Below are 21,559 nucleotides of genomic sequence, written 5' to 3'. Positions count from 1 at the left end.
TGTGTACAGAAATCAAGTTACAGCTTCCAACCCTTGATCATATTTTTCTTGAAAAAAGTTTACCCATGAACACCTCATACCGCATTCAGAAAAAGTCTCAAACGAACTCCTCCACCTTGGATTCAGCGAATAAGTTTGAAACTCGCGGGTTCTCTGTGCAAAAAAAGTCAGATTCCCACCAGTCTGACCTGAAAACTCAACTCAAGCAAGCAAAACGCTTTGGTCACAATTTCAGCCAGGTTTCAACTCACGACAATTCGTCATCGGTGACAGCACTTCAAACTAAAGCATCAGCAAAAGACCAAGGCGCTCAATCTTCAACCTCAAATCATTCTAGTCAAAATACATCCTCTAATAGAAATTCCCTACCTACGCCAGTCAGAACAAAAATGGAAAACTCATTCGGAACCAGCTTTTCCGATGTCAACATTCATACTGACAGCGCTCAAGCAAAAGGAATTGGAGCTTTAGCGTTTACCCAAGGAAATAATATTCACTTTGCCCCAGGACAATATAACCCCCAGAATTCCTCTGGGCAAGCACTCTTAGGACACGAACTCACTCATGTCGTGCAGCAACGAGCCGGACGAGTACCAGTACCACACCAAAGTAAAGGCGCTCCCATCAATGCTGACTCTGCTTTGGAAACAGAAGCAGATAATATGGGAGCAAAAGCAGCTCAAGGTCAGCAAGTGCAAATTCCCGGCTTGAGTAATAACTCATTAACGAATACTACACCACCAATTCAGAACAGCACCCAACCTGTTCAGTGCTTCTTGCCGTTATTGGGGGCGGCGTTGCCGATGTTGGGCGGTATGTTAGGCGGCGGCGGTGCTGGCGGCGGCGCTGGCGGTGGTATGATGGGTATGATGGGTAATGCCTTAATGGGTGGCTTGGGTGGTCTGTTAGGCGGAGGTGGTGGCGGTCAGATGGAAGAGTAGCACTTTAGCTGTCTTCCGGCAGAAGCCCCACACTGTACCTGTACTCAGGGAGCGTGCGCTCGTTGGTCGATGAGTCATTGCCAATTTCCGTGTTGGGCAACCTATCAACCCAGTCCTCAACAATTTGAGTAACCGTCTTATCTTTACTTGCGGCATATAATCGTAGCTGATTCAATCTCCGAGTTGATCTTCTTAAACTTAATCTTGAATCTTTGATAATGGGCATACAATGTTTACCCATTACGTTAACATATAGAAGTGTTGGCAAAGACTAAAATTCTGGTCAACCATCTGTACCTAGACAACTAAAGATAGGGCGTTGTATTGGGAAGTGCGGTCTTAAATATGCCATAGTGCTGGCTACTGCCTCCAATACGTAAAATCTTTAAGGAACGTAGGTGAATGGTTTTCAATCATTCGAGTCGGGAGGGACACGTGCCTGACTATAAACTGCGGTAGTGGGAAACAATTGGAGTACCACGAACGAATTTCTGCAAGGATAATTTTCGGCAGAAGCCTACACCGTACCGAAGAGAGCGTGTAGGAGTGTCACACAATATTTACCTGCGGCAAATCGTAATCCCCAATTTGATTTTTATACAGCGGACTTTGCGCTCCATCTACCTGCACCCGCACCAGATAAATTCCTGGCTGAATGTTTGTGACAGGAATAATGATTGTGTCGGTGTCTTCAGTGCGTGGTGTAACAGGAAAAGAGTAGGCAGTTCGCTCGTACTTTGACATCTGATTAAGTAGCAAAATTACCCGTTGCATATTGCCAACTTTGGGATTGAATTTAACGCTGATTTGTGCTGAACGTAAATTATTCTCGCTAGCTTGCACTTGAGCAACTGACGCTGTAATGCTTGGATGCAGTACAAAAGCCACAACGTTTGATTCCACAACATTATGCGTTTGCTCTGCATTTGGGATTGTCTGGTGTATGACTTGGATACCATGTACACCTGCGTACAAGTCTGATGGTACTACCAGGCTAATTTGCGTTTCTTTGACATCTGAAGGTGGAAGCATTTTTTCCATGCTACCAAGTCGAATTTTAGTCACTTCACCCTGTAACCGCTTGCCCTGAATCAGCAATCTACTACCCACAACAATTGGTTGTTCTGGTTGTGCTGGAACTGTAACCTGGTCAATATTCGGTCCAGATAAGGGTATCACGTCAAAACCTTCAGCTTGATCGCTAGGGCTTTCAATCAGTACCATTGATGCTTGGTAAGTAGCCGAAGGTCGATAATGTGTTTGTAAGGCAGACCATAGTTTAGAAGTTTCTTCCATTTTAAAAAATTCTGGGCTAATTTTTATCTGCCCGATTTGCTCTGCTAAAACAGATACAGACACGCTAGCTAGAGCTTGAGAAAAAACACTGGAAGTACTGGTTTGGGATGCATTTTTCAAAGCATTTTCAATCATCTCGGATGCAATTATGGGTGATTTATGCAACATTTGCATTGCATACCCTAGTAAAATCTCCGCTTGAAAATCTTTTGGTCCGTAAGCTGTTAGTAAGTAGTGAAGGTCCAGAGCCAATGGTGGATTTGTATAGCTTGGATTGCTGATTATTCTTGAGTGTCCCTTGCGAAATTCCTGAGATACCCAATCAACGTTACGATTTTGTGTCACTTGATACAGAAAGAGGTTGAGTTGAGCACGTTCGTCAGTTCCAACTGTAATTCGATCTGGTGGTAGAGCAGTGACAAGTACATCGCCTACACTAGCTGCGATCGCATCACTGACTAGACCATTCTCTAACAAGTATTTAATCACTCCTGTTACGGCGGCTATAGAGAGTGCATTACTCATCCTCATTCCTCATAGCAAAAGCATTTTGTCAACTATCTAATGGTAGATTAAATAAGCAGGGTGAGACAATTTGTATCCGCCATAAGTTCTTTTTGGTTGTACACGAATGATTTAGGATTGCTATATTTGTCATAGTAATATTGTGTGTTGCAATCTAAAACTTTAAATTAAAATGGATACCTCCAAATGAATTCCCCACCTCCTGCAAATTCTTGGATTGGTCGGTTTATAGGTGATAACCAGCGATACCGTTTAGATCAACGGCTAGGTGGGGGAGGCATGGGAGACGTATTTCTAGCAACAGATATGCGTGTAGGCAATCAAGTTGCATTGAAACTACTCAAAGATGCATTGGTCGCATCAGAAGAGATGAGAAAGCGCTTTGAGCGTGAAATCTCAGTATGTGCTGCATTGCCAAGTGACCACATTGTCAAAATTAGTGATTGTGGAGTGACGCCGCAAGGTTTTCCATTTTATGTCATGGAGTATCTGCGCGGAGAAACGCTGCGATATTTGATGCTGCGCGAGAAGCAGATATCTGAGTCGCGAACAGTGAGTATCATCTCACAAGTTTGTCAAGGTCTACAGCTTGCTCATCAAGGAGTGACTCTACAGAGAGAGGGAGGAAAAACTACTGAGTTAATCAAAGTCATCCATCGAGACTTGAAACCAGACAATATCTTTCTAATTCCTACAGATTTGGGAGAGTGGGTGAAGATTTTGGATTTTGGTATTGCCAAAATCCGTGATGATTCTTCTGCACAAGCAAACATAACAAATATAACAACTACATTTCTGGGGACATTCCGCTACGCCGCACCCGAACAAATCCAAAATGACAAAAACCTGAGTGCTGGGGCAGATATTTACAGCTTGGGTATTATTCTTTATGAAATGCTTAGTGCCGCAGATCCCTTTGGTTTAAGTATCAAGTCTCGTAATATCAGCGAAGCCTCTTGGTTATTAGCTCATAATAATGAGCCACCTAGACCAATAAGATCGCAATTAGGTTGCGAACATCTGTCTCCACAAATAGAGGCTGTGGTGATGAAATGCTTGCAAAAAAAACCAACTGACCGTTTTGCAACCGTAGAAGAACTCAATCAAGCATTACAAGCTGCTGTTAAACACTCAATTGGAAATCCTGGGGTACAGCACCAACAGATTTTTACTCAACGACAATCCTCACACTCAAGAAGTTCTGATGATGAAACAGTACCCAGAACTCTGAGTCAGTTACAACAAAGTAATTCTCCTGAGGTCAATACTCAACCGCAAATCTTGCGATACGCACAAGCTAAAGCCTCCGACTTATCGCCTGATTCTGAGTACGAAACTGTGCCTAGACCAGTGAACCAGATACAACAAGGTTCATCAAGTTCTGATGACGAAACTATATCTAAACCATTGATTCCGGTGGAACAAGGCAACCAAAATGCCATGATCCAAGCACAACCCCCTGCGGCTTCCGGACAACAAAAGCCAGACGGGACAATGATGCAACCACGACCTCCGGTGACACCTGCACAACAGAAGCCAGACGGGACAATGATGCAACCACGACCTCCGGTGACACCTGCACAACAGAAGCCAGACGGGACAATGATGCAACCACGACCCCCGGTGACACCCGCACAACAAAAGCCAGAGGGGACGATGATGCAACCACGACCTCCGGTGACACCCGGACAACAAAAGCCAGACGGGACGATGATGCAACCACGACCTCCTGCTGCATCCGGACAACAGCAGCCAGAGGGAACGATGATGCAACCACGACCTCCGGCGACACCCGGACAACAGCAGCCAGAGGGGACGATGATGCAACCACGACCTCCGGTGACACCCGCACAACAGCAGCCAGAGGGAACGATGATGCAATCAAACGAAAACGGGCAGCAAGCAAATAAAATGGTTGTAAAAGTCTTGCTAATCGTTGGGTTGTTGTTTGCTGTTGGGATAGGTTTGGCGCTTTTAATGCTGGTACATCCTCAATCGCAATCAAATCCAAATATCAATCAGAGAAGTTTGCCAAAATAGCAACAATTGGTGAAGCGATTCGGAGTCTATTTCCAGATTAAACCAAAGTTACCAAATCGAAGTTTTGTATAACGATGTGCAATAGCTCCTTAAGCCTCAGTTACTGTGGCAAAAATTTAGGAGTTAAATATTGACATATTAAAGTAAGTATGCATCAAGCAGAAGATTTCAAAGCAAGTGTTTTCTGCGTGAACTCAACCTACGGGCGATCGCCACCCACCCAAGCTATTCAACTTTCTAGTTTTTGGGATAACCTATTTCTAGGATGTCTTCTGCTAAATCTTCCAATGAATTATCTGGGTTAATTGCCTGAATTAATTCATTGCTCAAGGGTCTATGTTGAAATATTGCCAGAACCTCTGTTTGAGGGAGAACAATTTCATAATACTGCTCTGCCCAATTTTTGTAGCGAGTCGGGGTGTCTTCAAAAATACTCAGCAGTTTTGAAGAACCATCATCTAAATCACTAGGCATATCAATATTACCAACCTGCCAACTAGAATCTGTGGGTAAGCGCCAAACACAAAAAGAGGTGGATTCCATTGAAAAAGCTGGTTCATTGATAAAATTGTCCAAAAAAACCTCTGGAACATTGTCTAGCACTCCAGGATAAACTTCCCCCTCCCATGCTTGTTGTACGAAACCCTTTAGAATAGCACCTTCTTTTGAAAACAGAGCAAAGTAGCCATCGCCACTACCATTTTGCATAGATGCCATTTTCTCGCCTTTAGACCATTTCGAGTTAAACGAATAATAGCGTAGCTCCCATTCAGGCATAATGATTGCGTCTAACATTGCCAGAGATTGGCTAAGGCTCTCTAGCGTATCTCTATCAGGCATTGATTCGAGGTGTCTTGTAGAAATCATATTACTGTTATTAGGTGATTGTATAAACTATTTGCTATTTATTCGATTTGAAGCGATTAACGTATCGCGAAAGTACCATAGCATTCTTAAAGCTATTGGTTCCGCCTTTGCTCCACGGTTCAATATGATCTATCTGAGCTTCAAAAGAAGATGGCTTAACGCCTTTTTTACTTTTTTGGGGTTTTATAAGGCATTGTCCCGTTAAATCGCAAGTTAACTGACCGTGTTTTTTCATGTTAGCGGCATATATCTGTTTCTTTTGTGATGCCGTAAAATCTTGGTTTCCAATATTCGCTGAATCTTTCAGATGCCCATAAGGTTGTTGAGGGTTTTTTTGCTGTTGCTGTAGTAATTGTTGTAATTTTTTTGCTGGTATTCTCTTTTGCGCCTCTACCCCTGGTTTTCTCTTAATTCTTTTTTTCTTCTTGATGCCTTGTCCAGATGCGGGGGCAAATCCCTGAGGTGGCTGACTGATGCGTCCACTGCTAGTTTTAGTGGGCGCTTTCACTCTACCTAACTGAATCGGCGGCTGTCTCGTCCCTATCTTTGGCTGTAATGCATTCGGGACTAAAACACCTGTGGGTTGCATCTTATTGAGGTGATGACCATATTTCTCTGCTTGCATCAAAGATGTCTTTAAATCTGACTGCTGTGAATTTTCTCCCTTTTGCTGCTGTACGACAAATGGACGCGACTCAAACATTTCCCCAGTTGAAGCGTTTGAAAAAGCTGATGTCTGTTTCTGGCTATTTTTTGGTGGGATGTGGAGTCGGCTTTTCATAGGGATACTTCATCCTTGCAGAAAAATTAATATTCTATTTCCAGGTTAAACCAAAGTTATCAAATCGAAGTTTTGTATAAAGATGTGCAATAGCTCCTTAAGCCTCAGTTATTGTGGCAAAAATTTAGGATTTAAGTATTGACATATTAAGTTAAATATGGTTAAAGAAAATTTCAGAGCAAGTGTTTTGTGCCTGAACTCAACCTACGGGCGATCGCTACCCACCTGAGCTATTCAACTTTCTACTTTTTGGGATAACCAATTTCTATGATGTGCTTGTTCAGATCCCTGAGTTGGGTTGAGGTTAGCTAGCCAAACTTCACCACGTTGAAGCAGGTCAGTCATAGCTGATCTTCTTGATGGAGCATCACTGCATAATCACTCATCCCTTCTTCAGCAAGAGCGCGGTCTTCCTCAGCAAACTCAGTGGTAAGAAGGGCAGCAAGCTGGCTGGGATTGAGGGTAAGTCGGCGACGATGTCTATCTCGGAACTTTAAAAAGGCAACAAAGTCAGCCACTTGCTGAAGTTGGTCTTGGGTGAGTTGGTCTAGGTCTTGCTTGAGGGTTTCGCTGGTGATTGGCATGACACAGGGGTGAGACACAGTAAGCAGTTTCTTCTATTGTAAATACCAGCTATCCCAAGGAGAGTCATGAATTGATAGAAGCGGCTTCCGGTTCTTCGTAATCATCGAGCATCACGAGGATGGAAATCTGGATTGATAACTTTGCTGCTGCTGCTGCTGCTATTAATTCTGCAGGTAATGATAACCCGCCTTGGTCTTCTTCTCGGATAGTGCTGATATACAAATCTGTATTGCACTTATTTCGATCTAGTGATGCGATCGCCGGTGCCATTTGCTGTAACACTACCGCTGCCTCTAAAATCTGCTTGTTTATCTCTTGCTCTGTACTGTTATCGTCACACTTAGCAAGTTCTAAAGACCAAATGTCAACTGGCTGGACTCGATTTTTGGAAACGCGTTCTCCACGGTGGAGAATTGTCGTGGGTGTAATTCCTAAAGTTTTTGTCAGTTCATCTGAAGGGGGGAGATTACCAGATAGTCTTAAAGAGATTGTGCTTGTACTCATTTTATCGACCTGCTACTGTTGGAAGTTATCAGTTAAATAATTATCGACCCAAAAACTCATCAGCTAAATTGAGTAGTTCTGTGTATGTGAAGTTATCAGCACCGCCTCGCCCCTCCTGATGCTTAACCTCTTCAATATAATTACCAAATCCTCGTCGTTGCTGTTGGTTCATTCCTTTTTTCCATGCAACAGAATCCACCATTTTCCGGTCATTTCTGTGCCCTTCTCTTCTACCGTCATTATTGACGGGACGCTTTTTTGCTAACTGAATCGGTGCTTGAGTCTCTGCTTTTTGCTGTGGCTGTACTGAAAAACTTGCAGGCTGCAACTGATTAAGGTGATGTCCGTATTTCTCTGCTTGCATCAAAGAAGTCTTTAAATCAGGCTGCTGTAACTCTTGTGCCGTTTGCTGCTGCACCACAAACGGACGCGACTCGAACATTCCCTGAACTGGGACGATTGAGAAAGCCGATGTTTGTTTGTGAGTATTTTTCAGTTGGGTGCGGAGTCGGCTCTGCATAGGGATAGCCTAATAAGAGGCAGAATAATTAATGAAGCTTAATGTCTAGGTTTGTATCTGGCTTGCTCGCACAGGCAAGATACCTAAGCTACAAAATAAATTGAATCATTTTTGAATTTGAGTACTCTTAAGCAAATGGAAGTTCTTGGAAAAGTTTTGCAGTCTTTTTCTGTTCTGCATAATTAATGCGCTGATTAATGTCCATACTAGTATGCCACCCAGCCGGCATTCCCGCTTGTTGGTACTTACCTGGTATAGGTTGTACCCATTCGCTTTGCTTAAATGGGGAAGTTTGATTTGGATTAGGTAAAGAGTTGAGGCGTTTTACCAAATCTGCTGGGTTGAAGTGAGGTAGTCCTCCTGCTTGCTGAATTTCGAGTGCCAAGTGACTATTGGGTGTTACAGTACCACTAGCTGTGAAGTGCGTGTCCAAATCAGGGTGTAATGCGCCAGGCACTTTGCCTGGATCGTCTAACCTATCGTTGGGATTAGGACCCATAAAAATATTATGGGGAGTCCAAGCAACGTCTCCTTGGGTCAAAGTTGGTTTCGTCTTTTTAGGGTCTGCCCAATTCTCAATGTTCTGCGTGGCTGTGCCAGCTATAGGCGCAGATCCTGATGCTGTGTTGACATCGTTGTTAATCTTTGAATAACCGTACTTGTGGTGTGCTGTCAAAGTTCCTAGAGTTGGATCATTCTGCTTCAAGTCAGGGTGCGCGGAAGGTTTTGAAGGTCTTTCTTTTTTCAACTTGCCCTTCTTTCTAACCATGTTGTCTAGAGTTGAGAACGGCAAAACGCACTGTATGGGCTGTCCCGTCTCCAATTTAGGCTGTACTGCTGTCGTGGCTTCATTACCAAAAGGCTGTATTTGACTAAGGTGATGCCCGTAACGTTCTGCCCGCATCAAAGATGTCTTCAAATCTGGCTGCGGTGAATTCTCTCCCCTAGACGCCTGCACAACAAACGGACGCGACTCAAACATTCCCTCAGTTGAAGCGCTTGAGATAGTGGATGAATATTTTCGGGTATTTTTCGTTTGGCTGTGTTGTCGGCTAGTCATAGGGATAACCTGATTTGAGGTAGTAGAATTAGTAGCCTATTTCTAGATTAGTTCACATCTTCTACTTCTCCTCTAATAGGCAAAATCAAAATTCACTTATGCACTTCATCCAGCAAGTACTAATCAAACCCAGCCATTAACTTCAGTATCCGTCAGCGTACGCTCTAATTTTATATACTCGCTCTTGGCTGCCTGCAACATATGCTTCATCGTCACCGCTTCATCTGCATCAGCTGCCAAAAACGCTGCATTCATAGCTATACTGCGAATATTACCCCCTGCCACATTCAGTTGTCCCAATTTCTGATAATCTAAACCTTCTGTCGGCGTAGCTTTAGGAAAAATCCTCCGCCAAATCTGGGCCCGTTGAGTTGAATCTGGAAACGGGAACTGCACTATAAAGCGGATACGACGGAGAAACGCTTGATCCAAAGAACTCTTGAGGTTCGTTGTCAGCACCGATAGCCCACGATAAGATTCCATGCGTTGCAGTAGATAACTGACCTCTACATTCGCATGGCGATCATGAGAATCTTTGACATCAGTACGCTTGCCAAACAAGGCATCTGCTTCATCAAAAAGTAATACTACCCCGCCCGACTCCGCCGCATCAAATACCCGCCCTAAATTCTTTTCCGTCTCCCCGATATACTTGCTCACTACCGCACTTAAATCAATCCGGTATAAATCCAATCGCAACTCCTGCGCCAACACTTCTGCTGCCATTGTCTTACCCGTACCGCTCACACCAGCAAACAAAGAACTAATCCCCAACCCCCGATTACTTTTATTACCAAATCCCCAAAGTTCGTAAACCTTAGCCCGTTGCTTGACATGAGTCGCAACATTTTTGAGGACTTGTATTTGAGCTTCTGGCAAAACTAAATCTTCCCAGTTTGCGATTGAATCAATCCGTTGTGCCAAATCGTCCAACTTAGGACGGGCTTGAGCGCGGCAAGTATCCCAAAGTAGATACTGAAAATCTTCTGTAGCTTTTGACTGCTGTGCCTGCTGCCACTCGACGTGAACTTGGGAACAAGCAGCTTGAATGACGGGAGCACTGAGATTAAACTGAGACACAAAAGCATCGACCTGAACGTTCAAAGATTGAGCATTTGTCCCCAACGCTGCCTCCCAGACACCGTACTGCTCCTTTGTCGTGGGGCGTGCGATGTCAAAAATGAGTAACGGTCTTAATCGCGCTCGTTTGCGATCGCCAGTAGTCATAATTATCGGAGAACGCAGCCATTCACATAGATAGGCGATCGCCCCTTCCCTAGCTGTATCTGTTGCCTCCAAATCATCACAGTCAATCAACAAAACGCTATTGGCTAATGCGACTTCCCGCTCCCAAAGTAGCTTAAACTGGTTGATATCGCTGGAAGTTGTTGGTACACTATGTGCTGAAATTGTATATAAGTTCAGTCCTAAATACTGACAAGCTAGAGCCGCGATTGGGCGTTTGCTAGCCACTTCATTACCACATAATTGTAATATTGGCAACTTCAGATAATCATTAATTTCCACCCACCAAGCAGCGACTATTTTCTGCATCAGCTGCAAGTGAGAAGGTACCAAGTCCTCCGTCACCTGCACAGGCTCTACCATTCCTAACAAGCGCTGATCCAGATGTTGTACACCGATTAAATAATGTAGTATTCTTTCATCTATTCGTAGAGGGCTACTCATGAGTTCACTCCCATCTCCCACCTCAATTAACCGCCACCTGCGTAGCGTTCCTGCGGGAGTGAAGGCGCTCCAATGCAGACTTTCTAACACTGTCATCGCCAAACCGAAAGTAGGATAAGTCCGTTGTTTATTTCCGCAAGCAGCAGCGCAAAGTATTGCAAAACTGGCATCCAGTTCCATACCAGCACACAACAGCAACAGATTCCGCTCAAAATCACTCAGACCAAAAATCGCGCAAAGCCTTTCTAAAGCGGATGATTCAGAAGGTGGAATCGAGTTTTCTGTTAGACTTTCTGCTACTGGGTTCCTCTCACCTATAGATTCGTCATCCTCCAGCAAACTCGGATCGGCGTGCTGCAGTAAAATCTCTCGGAGTTGATCAAGAGCTACTATCAAATAGGCGTGATTGTTAATTTCCCCATTGCTTGCTGCTGCGTTCATCCTTAATCCTACCTACTAGAGCATTTACCACTGCGCTGAAGAATCCTCTTGCTGCAAACCAATCAACTGTCGTCGCTTCCAAGCGTAGTGAAGAATATTAACTCCTAATTCTTGAGCAGTGCGAATCACAAGTCGGGGTAAACTCAATTCTCTATCCAATCCCCAAGCTGCTGCTAAGTCACCAATCACTAAAATAATTCCTCCCCCAATCAAAACTCGAATCAAGTGTTGATTGATTGTTGGTAAAGCAGCAAATAAAAAAGGTCGTGTTCTTAAAGGATGTCGTCGCGATTCTTCTAAAGGTTTCAAGGGGCTTTCTAACTGAATAGCCAAGGCTTGAGTACTTTCTATAAGTTCTGTAGCCTCAGCCGGTGCATCAACGATAAACACTCCACCGCTGTTTAAGTAACTTTTTAACGATTCAAATTCAGGATTATTTAGAGATAATGCTTGTCTCCCCGTAAGGTATAAGAGGTCATATTCTTGGATATTTTCCTGTAAACTGACCTGACCAGCTTCATCAGCTCCTCGCAAAAAGGGGTATAGTGGTTCTACAGATTGTATTAAATAAGATAAATTAAAAAAATTGCGATCGCATTCACTATCACTATGATTGACTTGCGCCATACGTACAATTGCTTGGGGGCGTGCTTGTGCTGTCCGGCGACACGACAAATCAATATTGTTGTAACCAGGAAAGAAAACATCCGCAGGTTGGGTAATCGTAGTTTGTCCTGGTTGCAGAAGTATGCGACAAAGTTCTATTTCTGAACTTTCTGGTGTAGAATTCTTTTGGTCAAATCGATAGATTTCTTGAACGATATCTTTCTGCTGTTCGTTGCGCAGTTCATTAGGATCTACATAACTGACTATTAAATAGATCATAATCGGGTCAGTCTTTGCAACTTCTAAATCAACGGGAAAGTCATAAGACTTAGGCACAACAATCAGATTTCCAGCTACATCAATTGCAATACCAGGCTGAATTTGTACCCATCGTCCATCGCGATATTTAGCTTCTGCTTGACGGGGAGCAGGAATGACTCGGACACCCAAACCACAAGCAATTCCTGGTTGGTTTAAGCATTGATAGTGAACATTTTGCTTTCTGCGATGGTAATCGTGTGCTTTGCTCCAACGTTTAGCATCTATAAGTAAACCGTCTGTAGCTTTTAGTCGTTCAAAAGGTTGGATGGGGGGTGGTGGAAAAGGATGTGTCATATGATTTTGGATGCAAGTTGTTAGGAAAAATTTTCCACTTAATTCATTCGACTATTATGATAAATATTTGATATTTTGAAGAGACAATTCATTCTATTAAAAATATATACAGCAAACCTAAATTGTTTGTGAACATCTTCTCTCTTTTCTTCCTTTGTGTACTAGCCTACGGCACGCCGCTGCGCGTCTAACGCGTACTTTGCGGTTCGTTAATTTAATATTTATTTCACTTGACAGATAGGATTGCTATGAAATATAAAACTTTAACTTGAGAAATTTTCCATGAATAATTCATAAGTGCAATAAGCAGGTTTTTCTTGTTCTATAATTTGTCGTATTAACTCTTCATGGATACTATGAGGGCGGTCTGAACGCAAGTGTACTACAAAGTGAAATGCTCGCCCACCTGCTAACACTGCTGTGCCTAGTTTTGCTTCTCCTAATATAAAACTTTGACCAAAAGGTTCTGTGATGCTGATATGTTCCTCATCTAAAGGTAAACCTGTATATAGATGCAAGTAAAGACGCAAACCTTTACGGGTTCCGCGCCAGCGATAAAGTTCTACTGCACGACGAATTAAACGCCGCTGTTGGTTGAGATTCCAGACTGAATCTATAGGCCAAGCAACCCAATGAGCCAAAAAAGGCAGTAGTGCTTGTGGGGAAGTCAATGGATCTAAGTTTGCCCACATAACATTGAAACTGTCAATGACAGGTTGAAAAGCCTGTTCAAAAATCTTCATGAAGCGACCAATATAATCTACTTCCCGATACAAAATTGGCAAAAACTCCATGTAGTTACTGTAGGGACGGATATATAGTCCAAATTCTTCTTGCTGAATTTGTTCAGTATCTGTATCTTGGTTAATACACACAGAAACTATGCAGCGAAAGTTGAGAGTTAATTTGTCTGTTCTTCCCGCAATGATTGCTTGCTGTTCTTCAAAAAATGTTGTGGGAATTTGAAAATAAAGCACAGCATCCATCTTTGCGCTAGGAGCGAGTTCACTACCCTCTGTACCAATTTGACACCAGCTGCTGGGAAAATCGCCTTCAACTGTCAAACTCATTCGCAAGGGACGCCTTTCCAAGTTTTGCACTTGCACAATCATCTCGCTTGGCTCTCCTGGATGCAAGAGCAAATTAGTCCCAACCACATCCATACTTTCTAAAGGAGAAGATGTCAAACTAGAGACGGGTAAAGCCTCAGGAATTTGCATTGGTGTTAATACAATGCGCACAGCTGGGCTAGAACGACTTTGAACCATAGTATTTTCACTTAGCGACTAATGATATCGATGACATGACTTGAGCGCACAACCGTATCAGCCCAAGAACAGATCAAACCGTTTGCACCTGGGTCTATCAGAGGTTCTGATGCTGATTGTCGCCGCCAAATTCCTTGTTGCTTACGTATAGGAAATAACAGAACTGCTCCTAAATAACGCACTCCCTGAGTTTGTTGCAATAATGCCACAATATCTGATTGATAAACGGGTCTTCCAAAGGGCCAACCTTTACCGTCTAATCCTCCAGTCAAGGGATTTAAATATTTATACAAAGAAACCCGAATGTTGCGGAGAATCTCTTCTCGCGCTAGGCTATTTTCATAAGCCGGTTCTAAAGAAATTTGGGTTTGAACGGAAACACCAATATATTCTGGTTCTTGCAGTTGTACTTGTACACCTAATAACCGTCTTTCGTCTAAGTATTGCAAAACTTGCTCTTGGAGTGTGGGGCTGAGGATAAATTCTTCTGGAGAGATGCCTTCCCCTTGAGTGATGGCATCTGTATTTGTCTGAGGGACAATAACTAAACTCACTGTACCTGCTTGGGTTTGAGTCGTGACTGGTAAACAGCGAACACGAGCGATCGCCCCACCGCCAGCCGTCCGCGTCAAAACTTCAAAATCTTCAGCTGTGACTGCGCGATCGCGAGTACGTAGTATAGACGGTGCCCTAATGACAGCTTGCTCTAAAGATTCTCCATCCGTACCATTAATAGCTGCTTTATGGTTGATAACTCTGGCAACAAAAGGAACGCCAGACTTTAAAAACTGGAGTGTACCAGCTTTAACATTACCTTGTCTGCCGCCTCCTATGCGATAAGCAGCGATTTTAATCTCTGAACCACTTGCAGGAACCGCCCCGTATTGATGTTCAAGGGTGTCAATATCAGTGACTTGAACTGATGTGTCTTCTGCTGTTGTTTGTTGTCTTGTTTGTTGTCTTGTTTGTTGTCTTGGTTGCTGTAAATGGGAGCGAATCTGCGTTTGTCGTTTGATTTGACCGGGTTCTTTGATCAATGGTCCAAACTGAACTGTACCAGTGAGTGAATCAATGGTATAATGAAAGTCTAATGGTCCAGAATCGGCAAAATCTCTGACCTCAATCCATCTTTGGGGCAAGCCACCAGGGGGAGTAACGATGATGTATTCCTCGTTTTCTCGGCGTTCTAAAACAGGTGCCGATTGTAGTTGATAAGTCTGACCGGGTTTACCATTACTGATTCCCAAGCGTTCATCCAGAATCAGTGTGCTTTGACTAGCCCGAACTGTACCACCAATTGCCTGCACCCCTAAGCCAGTAATTCGTGGTGAACGATTGTAACCTGATTGATTTTCTTGCGGAGTTGTCAAGACACAGCGCAGCCAGCGACCTCTGTAAGTCGTAAAATTGGTTACGGGCCAATTTGGAGGTAAATGCAGAACGACGTCTGCTCCTTGCTCAGGATTACGACCCTGTTGAGCCATTTCATAAAAACTGAAGCCGCGAGTCAGATCATCTGCCTCGCGTAATAAAACTGATTGCCATTGCTGTCCATCCCAAGCTTCCCAGCGACGAGGTGGTTGATTGGGGTTAATACCAGTCGGTGTAGCAGCAGGACCAGTCAAAGTGATTGCTAAGACATTACCATCTAAAGGGTCATCAGAATTAATTACCAGGTAAAAGCAGTTTCCAAATTCAGGTTGTTCGTCAAATATAGCTTGCTCGCTTCCTTCCCAATAACCGTCAGGTTGACGAGTCCACTGATTCATCACTCTGACTCGGAAAGATTGAGGAATTTCTTCAACAGTTTGGGTCGTTAAAAAGTGCTGTAGATAAGGTTTGCCAATGATTAAAGGAGAATCTGTGCTGAAGGTAATAGCTTCTGTCTCTTGTGTTCGCACAGTTGAGACTTCTATTCCCAAAGGAATTGTATAAGCTTCGGGTAGGTCGGAGGTTAAATAAAAGGTTAATTCTGTTCGTGCTGGGGCGGGAGGCTGGAGGCGAATACCGAGTAATTCTAAAAAAGCGACATAATTTTTCCGTGGTACTTGGTTGAATCTGAGCAACATTTGGTCAGTTAACCAAGCAAATAACTCAATGAGTGTAATCCCTGGATCGCTGAGGTTATGATCTGTCCATTCTGGACAGTAACGAGGGATACGTGTAATGCATTCTTCCACTAAGTCATCGAAAGAGCGATCATCTAAGTTGGAAGTTGGCAGTTTAGGCAAAAAGTCAAATTCCACAATTACTCACCAATGCTTAGCAAATAGAAAGGATAAACAAAGCTGTTAACGTCAAAATAGTCTTTGAGGCGATAATTGATGATGATGTCTATTTTGCCACGCACCGGATCAGGTTCGGTCAGAACTTGATCAACAATTATGCGCGGTTCCCAAACTTCTAGGGCTTCTAAAACATAAATGCGAATTCGGATTAGGGTATCGCTATTTAAGGGCGCAAATGCCAATTCTGACAAGCGTGAGCCAAAATTTGGTCGATAAACTCGCTCACCGACTCCAGTGCGGAGGATGATCCAAATGGATTCTTTGACTTTCTGCTCTTCACTACTTAGCTGTATCCCACCCTGCAAATTCAAACTGAGTGGGAAAGCCCAACCTGTCCCCAAATATGGTATTGGCTGACCGTAAACCGTATCTGGCATGAAGACAATCCTCGCTCGTTCTGGCTGTTAGGTCTATAACTTCAAAAATATCCGCATATAAGTTTTAAACATATTCGCCAAACGTCGATAGTTTCATATCCAGGTATGGATTTTGCACCAAAGTCTAAGCGCCGACGTCTGGCGATCGCTTCGCTTTCGACGAACAGAACTTTTCAAGACAGATTTTTGAATTGTGCTAGCCGCCAATCAAAACAGAGTTACAACCACGGGTAATTTTATTAATTGGACCGATTGCTTCCACAATTGTGTCACCCATGCGACAAGCAGGTAAGCCGTTAATTAGCACTGTTTTGCTACCGTCAATGACAACACCAGAACCGTGGGGAGGGACGGGTAGGGGTGTCGTGCAAACATGAATATCAGCACCAAGAGCGCTGGCTCTGATAGAACTATTCATACTAGCCAATAGTGATGTCTTGGTACTTTGTTCTGTGGCTATGGCAGCAGGCGCTGCTGGTGTACCCAGAGCAGCTTTCGAGGCTGCTTCAACACTTATGATCGTAGCATCAGTAGCTTGTTTAGCTGCGAGCAATCCAGCTACCGGTGCGGCAGGTATACCACGCCACGCCGGGAGATTGCCAATCAGCACATTTCGGCTTCCAGGACCTCCTGTTAAGACTGGCGGTAAAGGATGTGCTACAGAGTCGCTAATTCTTGCTGCTGGTCTACCCATGAGAATATCCTCTACACAATTACGTTTATCTACTTAGTACAATATTTCACAAGTTTGTCGCCTGATTTCGCCTCTTCAAGCTTTACCAGTAGGTCATTCAATTTGTCATGGATTTATGAAATGTTGTACTAAGTATCTAAAGCCTATAGCAAAACCCGTGTGATATTGCTTCTTTGACGCTGATTGCGTTTCAGCATCGAATTATCATAGCACACGGCAGCATGAAAGTAGCTAAAGGATATAGGCAGTTCCTCTGGCTACTTGGTTGCACTAAAATATTCCTGGATTCTTGGAAAATTAATTTAGGCAGGAATGACTTGAGCAATCAGTGAGCGTTTATCAAGCGATTGGACTTTACCCACTTGGCTCAGAGCAGTTACAATTCGTTCTAACAGTTCTCCAGCCTGTTCACGATATTGATGTTCTCGACCTCGTAAACGAATAACAAACTTTACTGAATCACCTTTGTTCAACCACTTAACTGCTTGCTCAATGCGTAAGTTGTAATCAGCCACACCCACGTTGGGACGCAGCCGAACTTCCTTTACCGTAGGTCTAGCACTCTGTCCCTGACGCTTTTTCTTTTGATACTGAAGCTTACCATAGTTAAGAATCTTCGCAACTGGAGCCTCTTTGCCTTCGGAGACTACAACTAGGTCAAGCTCTATGCTCTGTGCTAACTCTAGAGCCTCACGTGTATCAATCAGGCCACGGTTGTTGTTCTCATGGTCAATCAAGAAAACTTGAGGTGACTTGATTTGCGAGTTAATGAGTTGCTTTTGAATTACGATAATGATTTCCTCTCAATTGTTCAATACTTTGCGAGTGCAGGTAATGCTAATGTAACACAACACTAGTATCGCTGCCGAGTCAGTCAAAATTCGCAATCCGGAGAAATTCAAAACGAATTTGTCAAATCCTGTATATTTAGTTGAGTCGTATCAATTTACCATTGATTGTAATCGTAGCTTTAGCTTCAATATCTATGCTCGTCTTAGCATTTAATGACATACTACCTGCTGAGTTAATAGAAATTGATTTTCTTCGGTCGTCCATCCTGATAGAATGACCGCCTTTGGTGGTAATTTCTATGATTTTGTCACTATCATTCAAGTAAATTTTATGACCGTAAACTGTTTCTACGCGAATACCAGTTTTACTTGCGCTTTTATCTTTTTCGACAAACTGTAGGGTATGTCCGGTACGAGTTTTAAATGTGCGTAATCTGACTTTTTTAACATCTCCTTGTTGATCAATCGCGTCATTCACATTTTCTGGTGATGCATCCTCGCCGTTCCAGACGCCTCCAATGATATAAGGACGGTGTATATCGCCATGTTCAAAACCTACTAAGACTTCATCGCGCACTTCTGGTAAACAATCGAATCCTCGATTTTTTCCGGCTCCTGGGGCGACAACTCGCGCCCAATTACTTGTATGCTCTTCAGTAAGGGTAGGAAACTGTACTTTGACTCGACCTAATCCTTTTGGGTCTTTGTTGTCAGTAACAATACCCACTAAAAATGTCTGACCGGGATGCAGATGTACTTGCGGTGATAATGTTGTAAATAAATTACCAGCGCGTAGCCCCCGGACACTAAAATCAGTTGTATAAGTTCTTTGAGTGAAATTGTGGCGCACTTCTGTAATGTAATATTTACCGGTAAAGCGATCGCCCATTTTCTCCAAACTCACAACCCGTCCTGGTCGAATTTTCGGATTACCTTCAGCTTTGGCATCAGCATATACAAATTCGCCACCGAGTTCATCGCATAAAGCTTGAGCCATGATCTCTGCTTGTTTGTCGCTAAAAGTGGGTTTATCTACTACAGTCATGACAGGAGGCTGACTGTTATTGAATTTGCTACTAGTACTGCTACCGGCTCCATTACCTGTATCAGTTATGACTTTTTCTTTCTGAGCTTTTGCGGTTCTTAATTTTTTCTTAGTGTAGTCCCAGTAACGTACTTCTACAGCGCTGACTTGTTCTGCACTGGTTATCCGAGTACTAAAACTACTCAGATCAATGAGCCATGTCAATTTTAGAGATTCTTCTTGGCTTTGTGGCTTACAAAAATTTATGCGATCGCCTTGAATAAACAGTTCAAAACCAATGCGAGCAGCCCTTGAGCGCAAAAACTCCATATTAGTTTGGTTTTCTTGGAATACATACTCATGGGGTTCGCCACTGGCGTCTATTTTACCAAGTTTTATACCTACTTCTGAGGCAATTTTACGAACTATATCGCTATCAGTTACATTCAAGAAAGAACGATTATAACGACCTCTATGAAGACGATGGGAAATATCATAACCGCGAACAACAATCGGCGCTTCCGATTTATCATTAAAGTGAACTTCTATTGCTGTAATTTCGCCTTCAATGAGTTCCTCTTTTAACTCTTTTTGAAAATTTTTATCTTGGGTTGTACTGGAAATAAAACCCAATTTGATTTTTTTACCAACTTCAAACAACTTTTCATGACGCCAAAACTGATATTCTGGACGGTCGTCATTCGTGGGAAGATTGCTATTATGTACTACCAGCGTAAACATTGCTGGTAAATGAAGACTTTCTTCTATGGTAATTTGCAACAAATCTTTAATTAACTCAGGCGAACCATCTTCCCAGTTTTGTCCTCCGCTAGAAAATTGTATTGTGGGTTTGCATAAATAAAGACTTTGACTGGTCATAAGCAGTAACCTATAAATATTAATAATATCAGTTATTACCGAGATATTCGCGGAATATTTTAACGTCTAGAACGCGGTTGTCTTCCAGAACGATTATTGTTATTAGCTTGATTTTGCTGACGATTTTGATTTTGCTCTCTAGAAGGTGATTGTCCTTGTGAAGAACGATTATTTTGTTGATCTACACGTGAATCTTGCTGACGATTTTGACCTGTAGAACCCGATTTTTTTCCTCCAGAAACGTTCTTTGGATCTACTTCTTCCAAGGAGATATCTACCATCGCTCTTACTGGTGTACCATCAGAGAGAAACATAGTTAAGGTGTAGGTTAAACTTTGGATGACACAATGAAAATACTTGTCATTCCATGTAAATATGTAAACAGGTGGACGTTTATCAGGTTTGCCTTTAATAGTTTCTACACCTTGCTTGATAATGTCTATATACGTCATTACTGATTCTTTAGTTTCATAAGTATCGAATATTAATTGTTTGAGTGTAAATTTGTAAGGTTCAACGCCAGAAAAGTTAACTTTAGGTAGTAACGTAGTTCCTCTATTACCTCGATGCTTTTCCCAATTAACAGTACGAGAGAAACTAATCTCTGTAGGATTAAACATCAACTCAATATCTTCTGCTTCACCTTGATAAGCTATGAGTTTGGCTTTCTCTAACGATTGACTTGCCATTTTAGTATTTCTCCTTTGCTCAAACTAAATTTACCAAGGTAAGCGTCCTGAATAGACACCAGAACGTTCTCGTTCTATTTCTAATCTTTGCCGCAATCTACTGTAAATTTCACGTGCCAAGACTTCCAGATTTGCATCATCATCTTCGTTTTTCGCACTAGAAGGTTTTTCTATCATCTCAGTTATTGGTTGTTTTTTTGTATTTATATCTGCTTTGGTTACTTCACCTCCATCAGCAAAACCTTTAGGTTGAACTAAATTTTTTGTAAAGACTTTTGGCGATTCTGATGGCACTTTTGAACCATGAGATGTAACTTGAGAGAATTCAGATTGTCGATGAGATTCCACACCACTAAAGTTAAAGTCTGTGACATCAGCACTTTCATTTAGTAATTCTTCAAGACTCGACCATTGAGAAGGTGTGTTAGTAGAAGGAGAGGGATTTTTTTGTCGAAAAATCAAAGAAGGTGATGAGTAATGAAATGAAGGTGTACCTACATTAGTTGTTTTGCTGACATTCGTATTCAGTTCTGGAGAAGTTAGTATTGAACGCCTTTGCTTTCCAATGTCCAATCCCAAAGATGAAGAAATCAGCGAATGAGATACCTGAGATGAAATATTATCAGAGTTTTTTGGTTGTAATGAAGTGTCTTGCAAAGAATCGACTTTAGTCGAAGATTCAACAGAAGTTGTTTCTTTTGGATCCTTGGAATTAGATGTCTTTGAATGAGTAAAGATTGTATCGTTCGCTGTACCACCACTGTTGATATGCTTTAGTATATTAAGATTTTTCTGTGCATCTCTGGCATTGATGACAAACTCCCCAGGTGTAAGCATCGCAGCTACAGTATCAGATGGTGCTACCTGCTGATTGTTATGAACATAAGTAGTTGTTACTTCTCCGCCGGTAGCAAAACCCTGAGGTACTGGCGTATCGAGATCAATTTTTACTTTTTGCTTGGAAGCTTCAGGGGTGAATGCTGAAAATTGTTGTGTCGTTTCTGGGAAGTCAGCAGTTTGTTCGGAAGCTTGTGGTGTGAATGCTGAAAATTGTTGTGTCGTTTCTGGGAAGTCAGCAG

At 42.7% G+C, this 21,559-nt stretch carries 20 protein-coding genes; 2 read left to right on the top strand and 18 right to left on the bottom strand.

Translation table 11 applies throughout. The features are described from left to right. Positions 1-941 (top strand): DUF4157 domain-containing protein (locus tag DP117_RS25165; RefSeq protein WP_211176331.1); only part of this gene is annotated, 941 nt, incomplete at its 5' end. A 549-nt stretch (positions 942-1,490) separates the two neighbouring features. On the opposite strand, the gene DP117_RS25160 is transcribed toward DP117_RS25165, so the two are convergent. Next, complete coding sequence (locus DP117_RS25160) at positions 1,491-2,762, bottom strand: DUF4255 domain-containing protein (protein WP_169220966.1); 1,272 nt, start codon at positions 2,760-2,762, stop codon at positions 1,491-1,493. 186 nt (positions 2,763-2,948) lie between these two features. On the opposite strand from DP117_RS25160, the gene DP117_RS25155 reads away from it, so the two are divergent. Beyond that, positions 2,949-4,802, top strand: coding sequence for a serine/threonine protein kinase (locus DP117_RS25155; RefSeq protein WP_169220965.1), 1,854 nt, complete (start codon positions 2,949-2,951; stop codon positions 4,800-4,802). Positions 4,803-5,039: 237 nt separating this feature from the next. Here DP117_RS25155 and DP117_RS25150 read toward each other — a convergent pair whose 3' ends face one another. From DP117_RS25150 to DP117_RS25070, 17 genes are all read right to left on the bottom strand, one after another. Then, positions 5,040-5,669, bottom strand: a complete 630-nt coding sequence (locus tag DP117_RS25150) for a hypothetical protein (RefSeq protein WP_169220964.1) — start codon at positions 5,667-5,669, stop codon at positions 5,040-5,042. 34 nt (positions 5,670-5,703) lie between these two features. Continuing rightward, positions 5,704-6,450: an HNH endonuclease domain-containing protein gene (locus DP117_RS25145; protein WP_169220963.1), complete on the bottom strand. Its 747-nt coding sequence runs from the start codon at positions 6,448-6,450 to the stop codon at positions 5,704-5,706. A 234-nt stretch (positions 6,451-6,684) separates the two neighbouring features. Next, on the bottom strand, positions 6,685-6,795 hold the full coding sequence (locus tag DP117_RS36495) for a type II toxin-antitoxin system PemK/MazF family toxin (protein ID WP_248277822.1): 111 nt from the start codon (positions 6,793-6,795) through the stop codon (positions 6,685-6,687). After that, complete coding sequence (locus DP117_RS25135) at positions 6,792-7,052, bottom strand: hypothetical protein (RefSeq protein WP_339380980.1); 261 nt, start codon at positions 7,050-7,052, stop codon at positions 6,792-6,794. Before DP117_RS25135 ends, DP117_RS36495 begins: the two co-directional genes overlap by 4 nt. Positions 7,053-7,098: 46 nt before the next feature. Then, positions 7,099-7,539, bottom strand: coding sequence for a DUF4279 domain-containing protein (locus DP117_RS25130; protein WP_169220962.1), 441 nt, complete (start codon positions 7,537-7,539; stop codon positions 7,099-7,101). A gap of 40 nt (positions 7,540-7,579) precedes the next feature. Beyond that, entirely contained in the window at positions 7,580-8,059 is a 480-nt protein-coding gene (locus DP117_RS25125; protein WP_169220961.1) for a hypothetical protein, read from the bottom strand. 127 nt (positions 8,060-8,186) lie between these two features. After that, the gene (locus DP117_RS25120; RefSeq protein WP_169220960.1) at positions 8,187-9,119 is read right to left on the bottom strand and encodes a hypothetical protein; all 933 of its coding nucleotides are present in this window, start codon (positions 9,117-9,119) and stop codon (positions 8,187-8,189) included. A 123-nt stretch (positions 9,120-9,242) separates the two neighbouring features. Further along, on the bottom strand, positions 9,243-11,249 hold the full coding sequence (locus tag DP117_RS25115; RefSeq protein ID WP_169220959.1) for an ATP-binding protein: 2,007 nt from the start codon (positions 11,247-11,249) through the stop codon (positions 9,243-9,245). Positions 11,250-11,273: 24 nt separating this feature from the next. Continuing rightward, positions 11,274-12,470: a DUF4159 domain-containing protein gene (locus tag DP117_RS25110; RefSeq protein WP_169220958.1), complete on the bottom strand. Its 1,197-nt coding sequence runs from the start codon at positions 12,468-12,470 to the stop codon at positions 11,274-11,276. Between the two features lie 263 nt (positions 12,471-12,733). Continuing rightward, complete coding sequence (locus DP117_RS25105; protein WP_169220957.1) at positions 12,734-13,738, bottom strand: phage tail protein; 1,005 nt, start codon at positions 13,736-13,738, stop codon at positions 12,734-12,736. Positions 13,739-13,749: 11 nt separating this feature from the next. After that, positions 13,750-15,984: a putative baseplate assembly protein gene (locus tag DP117_RS25100; RefSeq protein ID WP_169220956.1), complete on the bottom strand. Its 2,235-nt coding sequence runs from the start codon at positions 15,982-15,984 to the stop codon at positions 13,750-13,752. Between the two features lie 2 nt (positions 15,985-15,986). Next, positions 15,987-16,403: a GPW/gp25 family protein gene (locus DP117_RS25095; protein ID WP_169220955.1), complete on the bottom strand. Its 417-nt coding sequence runs from the start codon at positions 16,401-16,403 to the stop codon at positions 15,987-15,989. A gap of 196 nt (positions 16,404-16,599) precedes the next feature. Beyond that, positions 16,600-17,097 carry a PAAR domain-containing protein gene (locus DP117_RS25090; protein WP_169220954.1) on the bottom strand — a complete coding sequence of 166 codons (498 nt, stop codon included), beginning with the start codon at positions 17,095-17,097 and terminating at the stop codon, positions 16,600-16,602. A 302-nt stretch (positions 17,098-17,399) separates the two neighbouring features. Continuing rightward, positions 17,400-17,867, bottom strand: a complete 468-nt coding sequence (infC, locus tag DP117_RS25085) for a translation initiation factor IF-3 (RefSeq protein WP_339380981.1) — start codon at positions 17,865-17,867, stop codon at positions 17,400-17,402. A 157-nt stretch (positions 17,868-18,024) separates the two neighbouring features. Further along, positions 18,025-19,791 (bottom strand): VgrG-related protein, encoded by a 1,767-nt coding sequence (locus DP117_RS25080; RefSeq protein ID WP_169220953.1) that lies wholly within the window; start codon positions 19,789-19,791, stop codon positions 18,025-18,027. Positions 19,792-19,850: 59 nt separating this feature from the next. Continuing rightward, positions 19,851-20,480, bottom strand: a complete 630-nt coding sequence (locus tag DP117_RS25075) for a hypothetical protein (RefSeq protein ID WP_248277821.1) — start codon at positions 20,478-20,480, stop codon at positions 19,851-19,853. 30 nt (positions 20,481-20,510) lie between these two features. After that, positions 20,511-21,559 (bottom strand): hypothetical protein (locus tag DP117_RS25070; RefSeq protein WP_169220952.1); only part of this gene is annotated, 1,049 nt, incomplete at its 5' end.

The organism is Brasilonema sp. UFV-L1 (assembly GCF_012912105.1).
GTDB lineage: Bacteria > Cyanobacteriota > Cyanobacteriia > Cyanobacteriales > Nostocaceae > Brasilonema.
The sequence above is the reverse complement of the archived record's forward strand: the minus strand, read 5'-3'. Positions and strand labels throughout refer to the sequence as shown.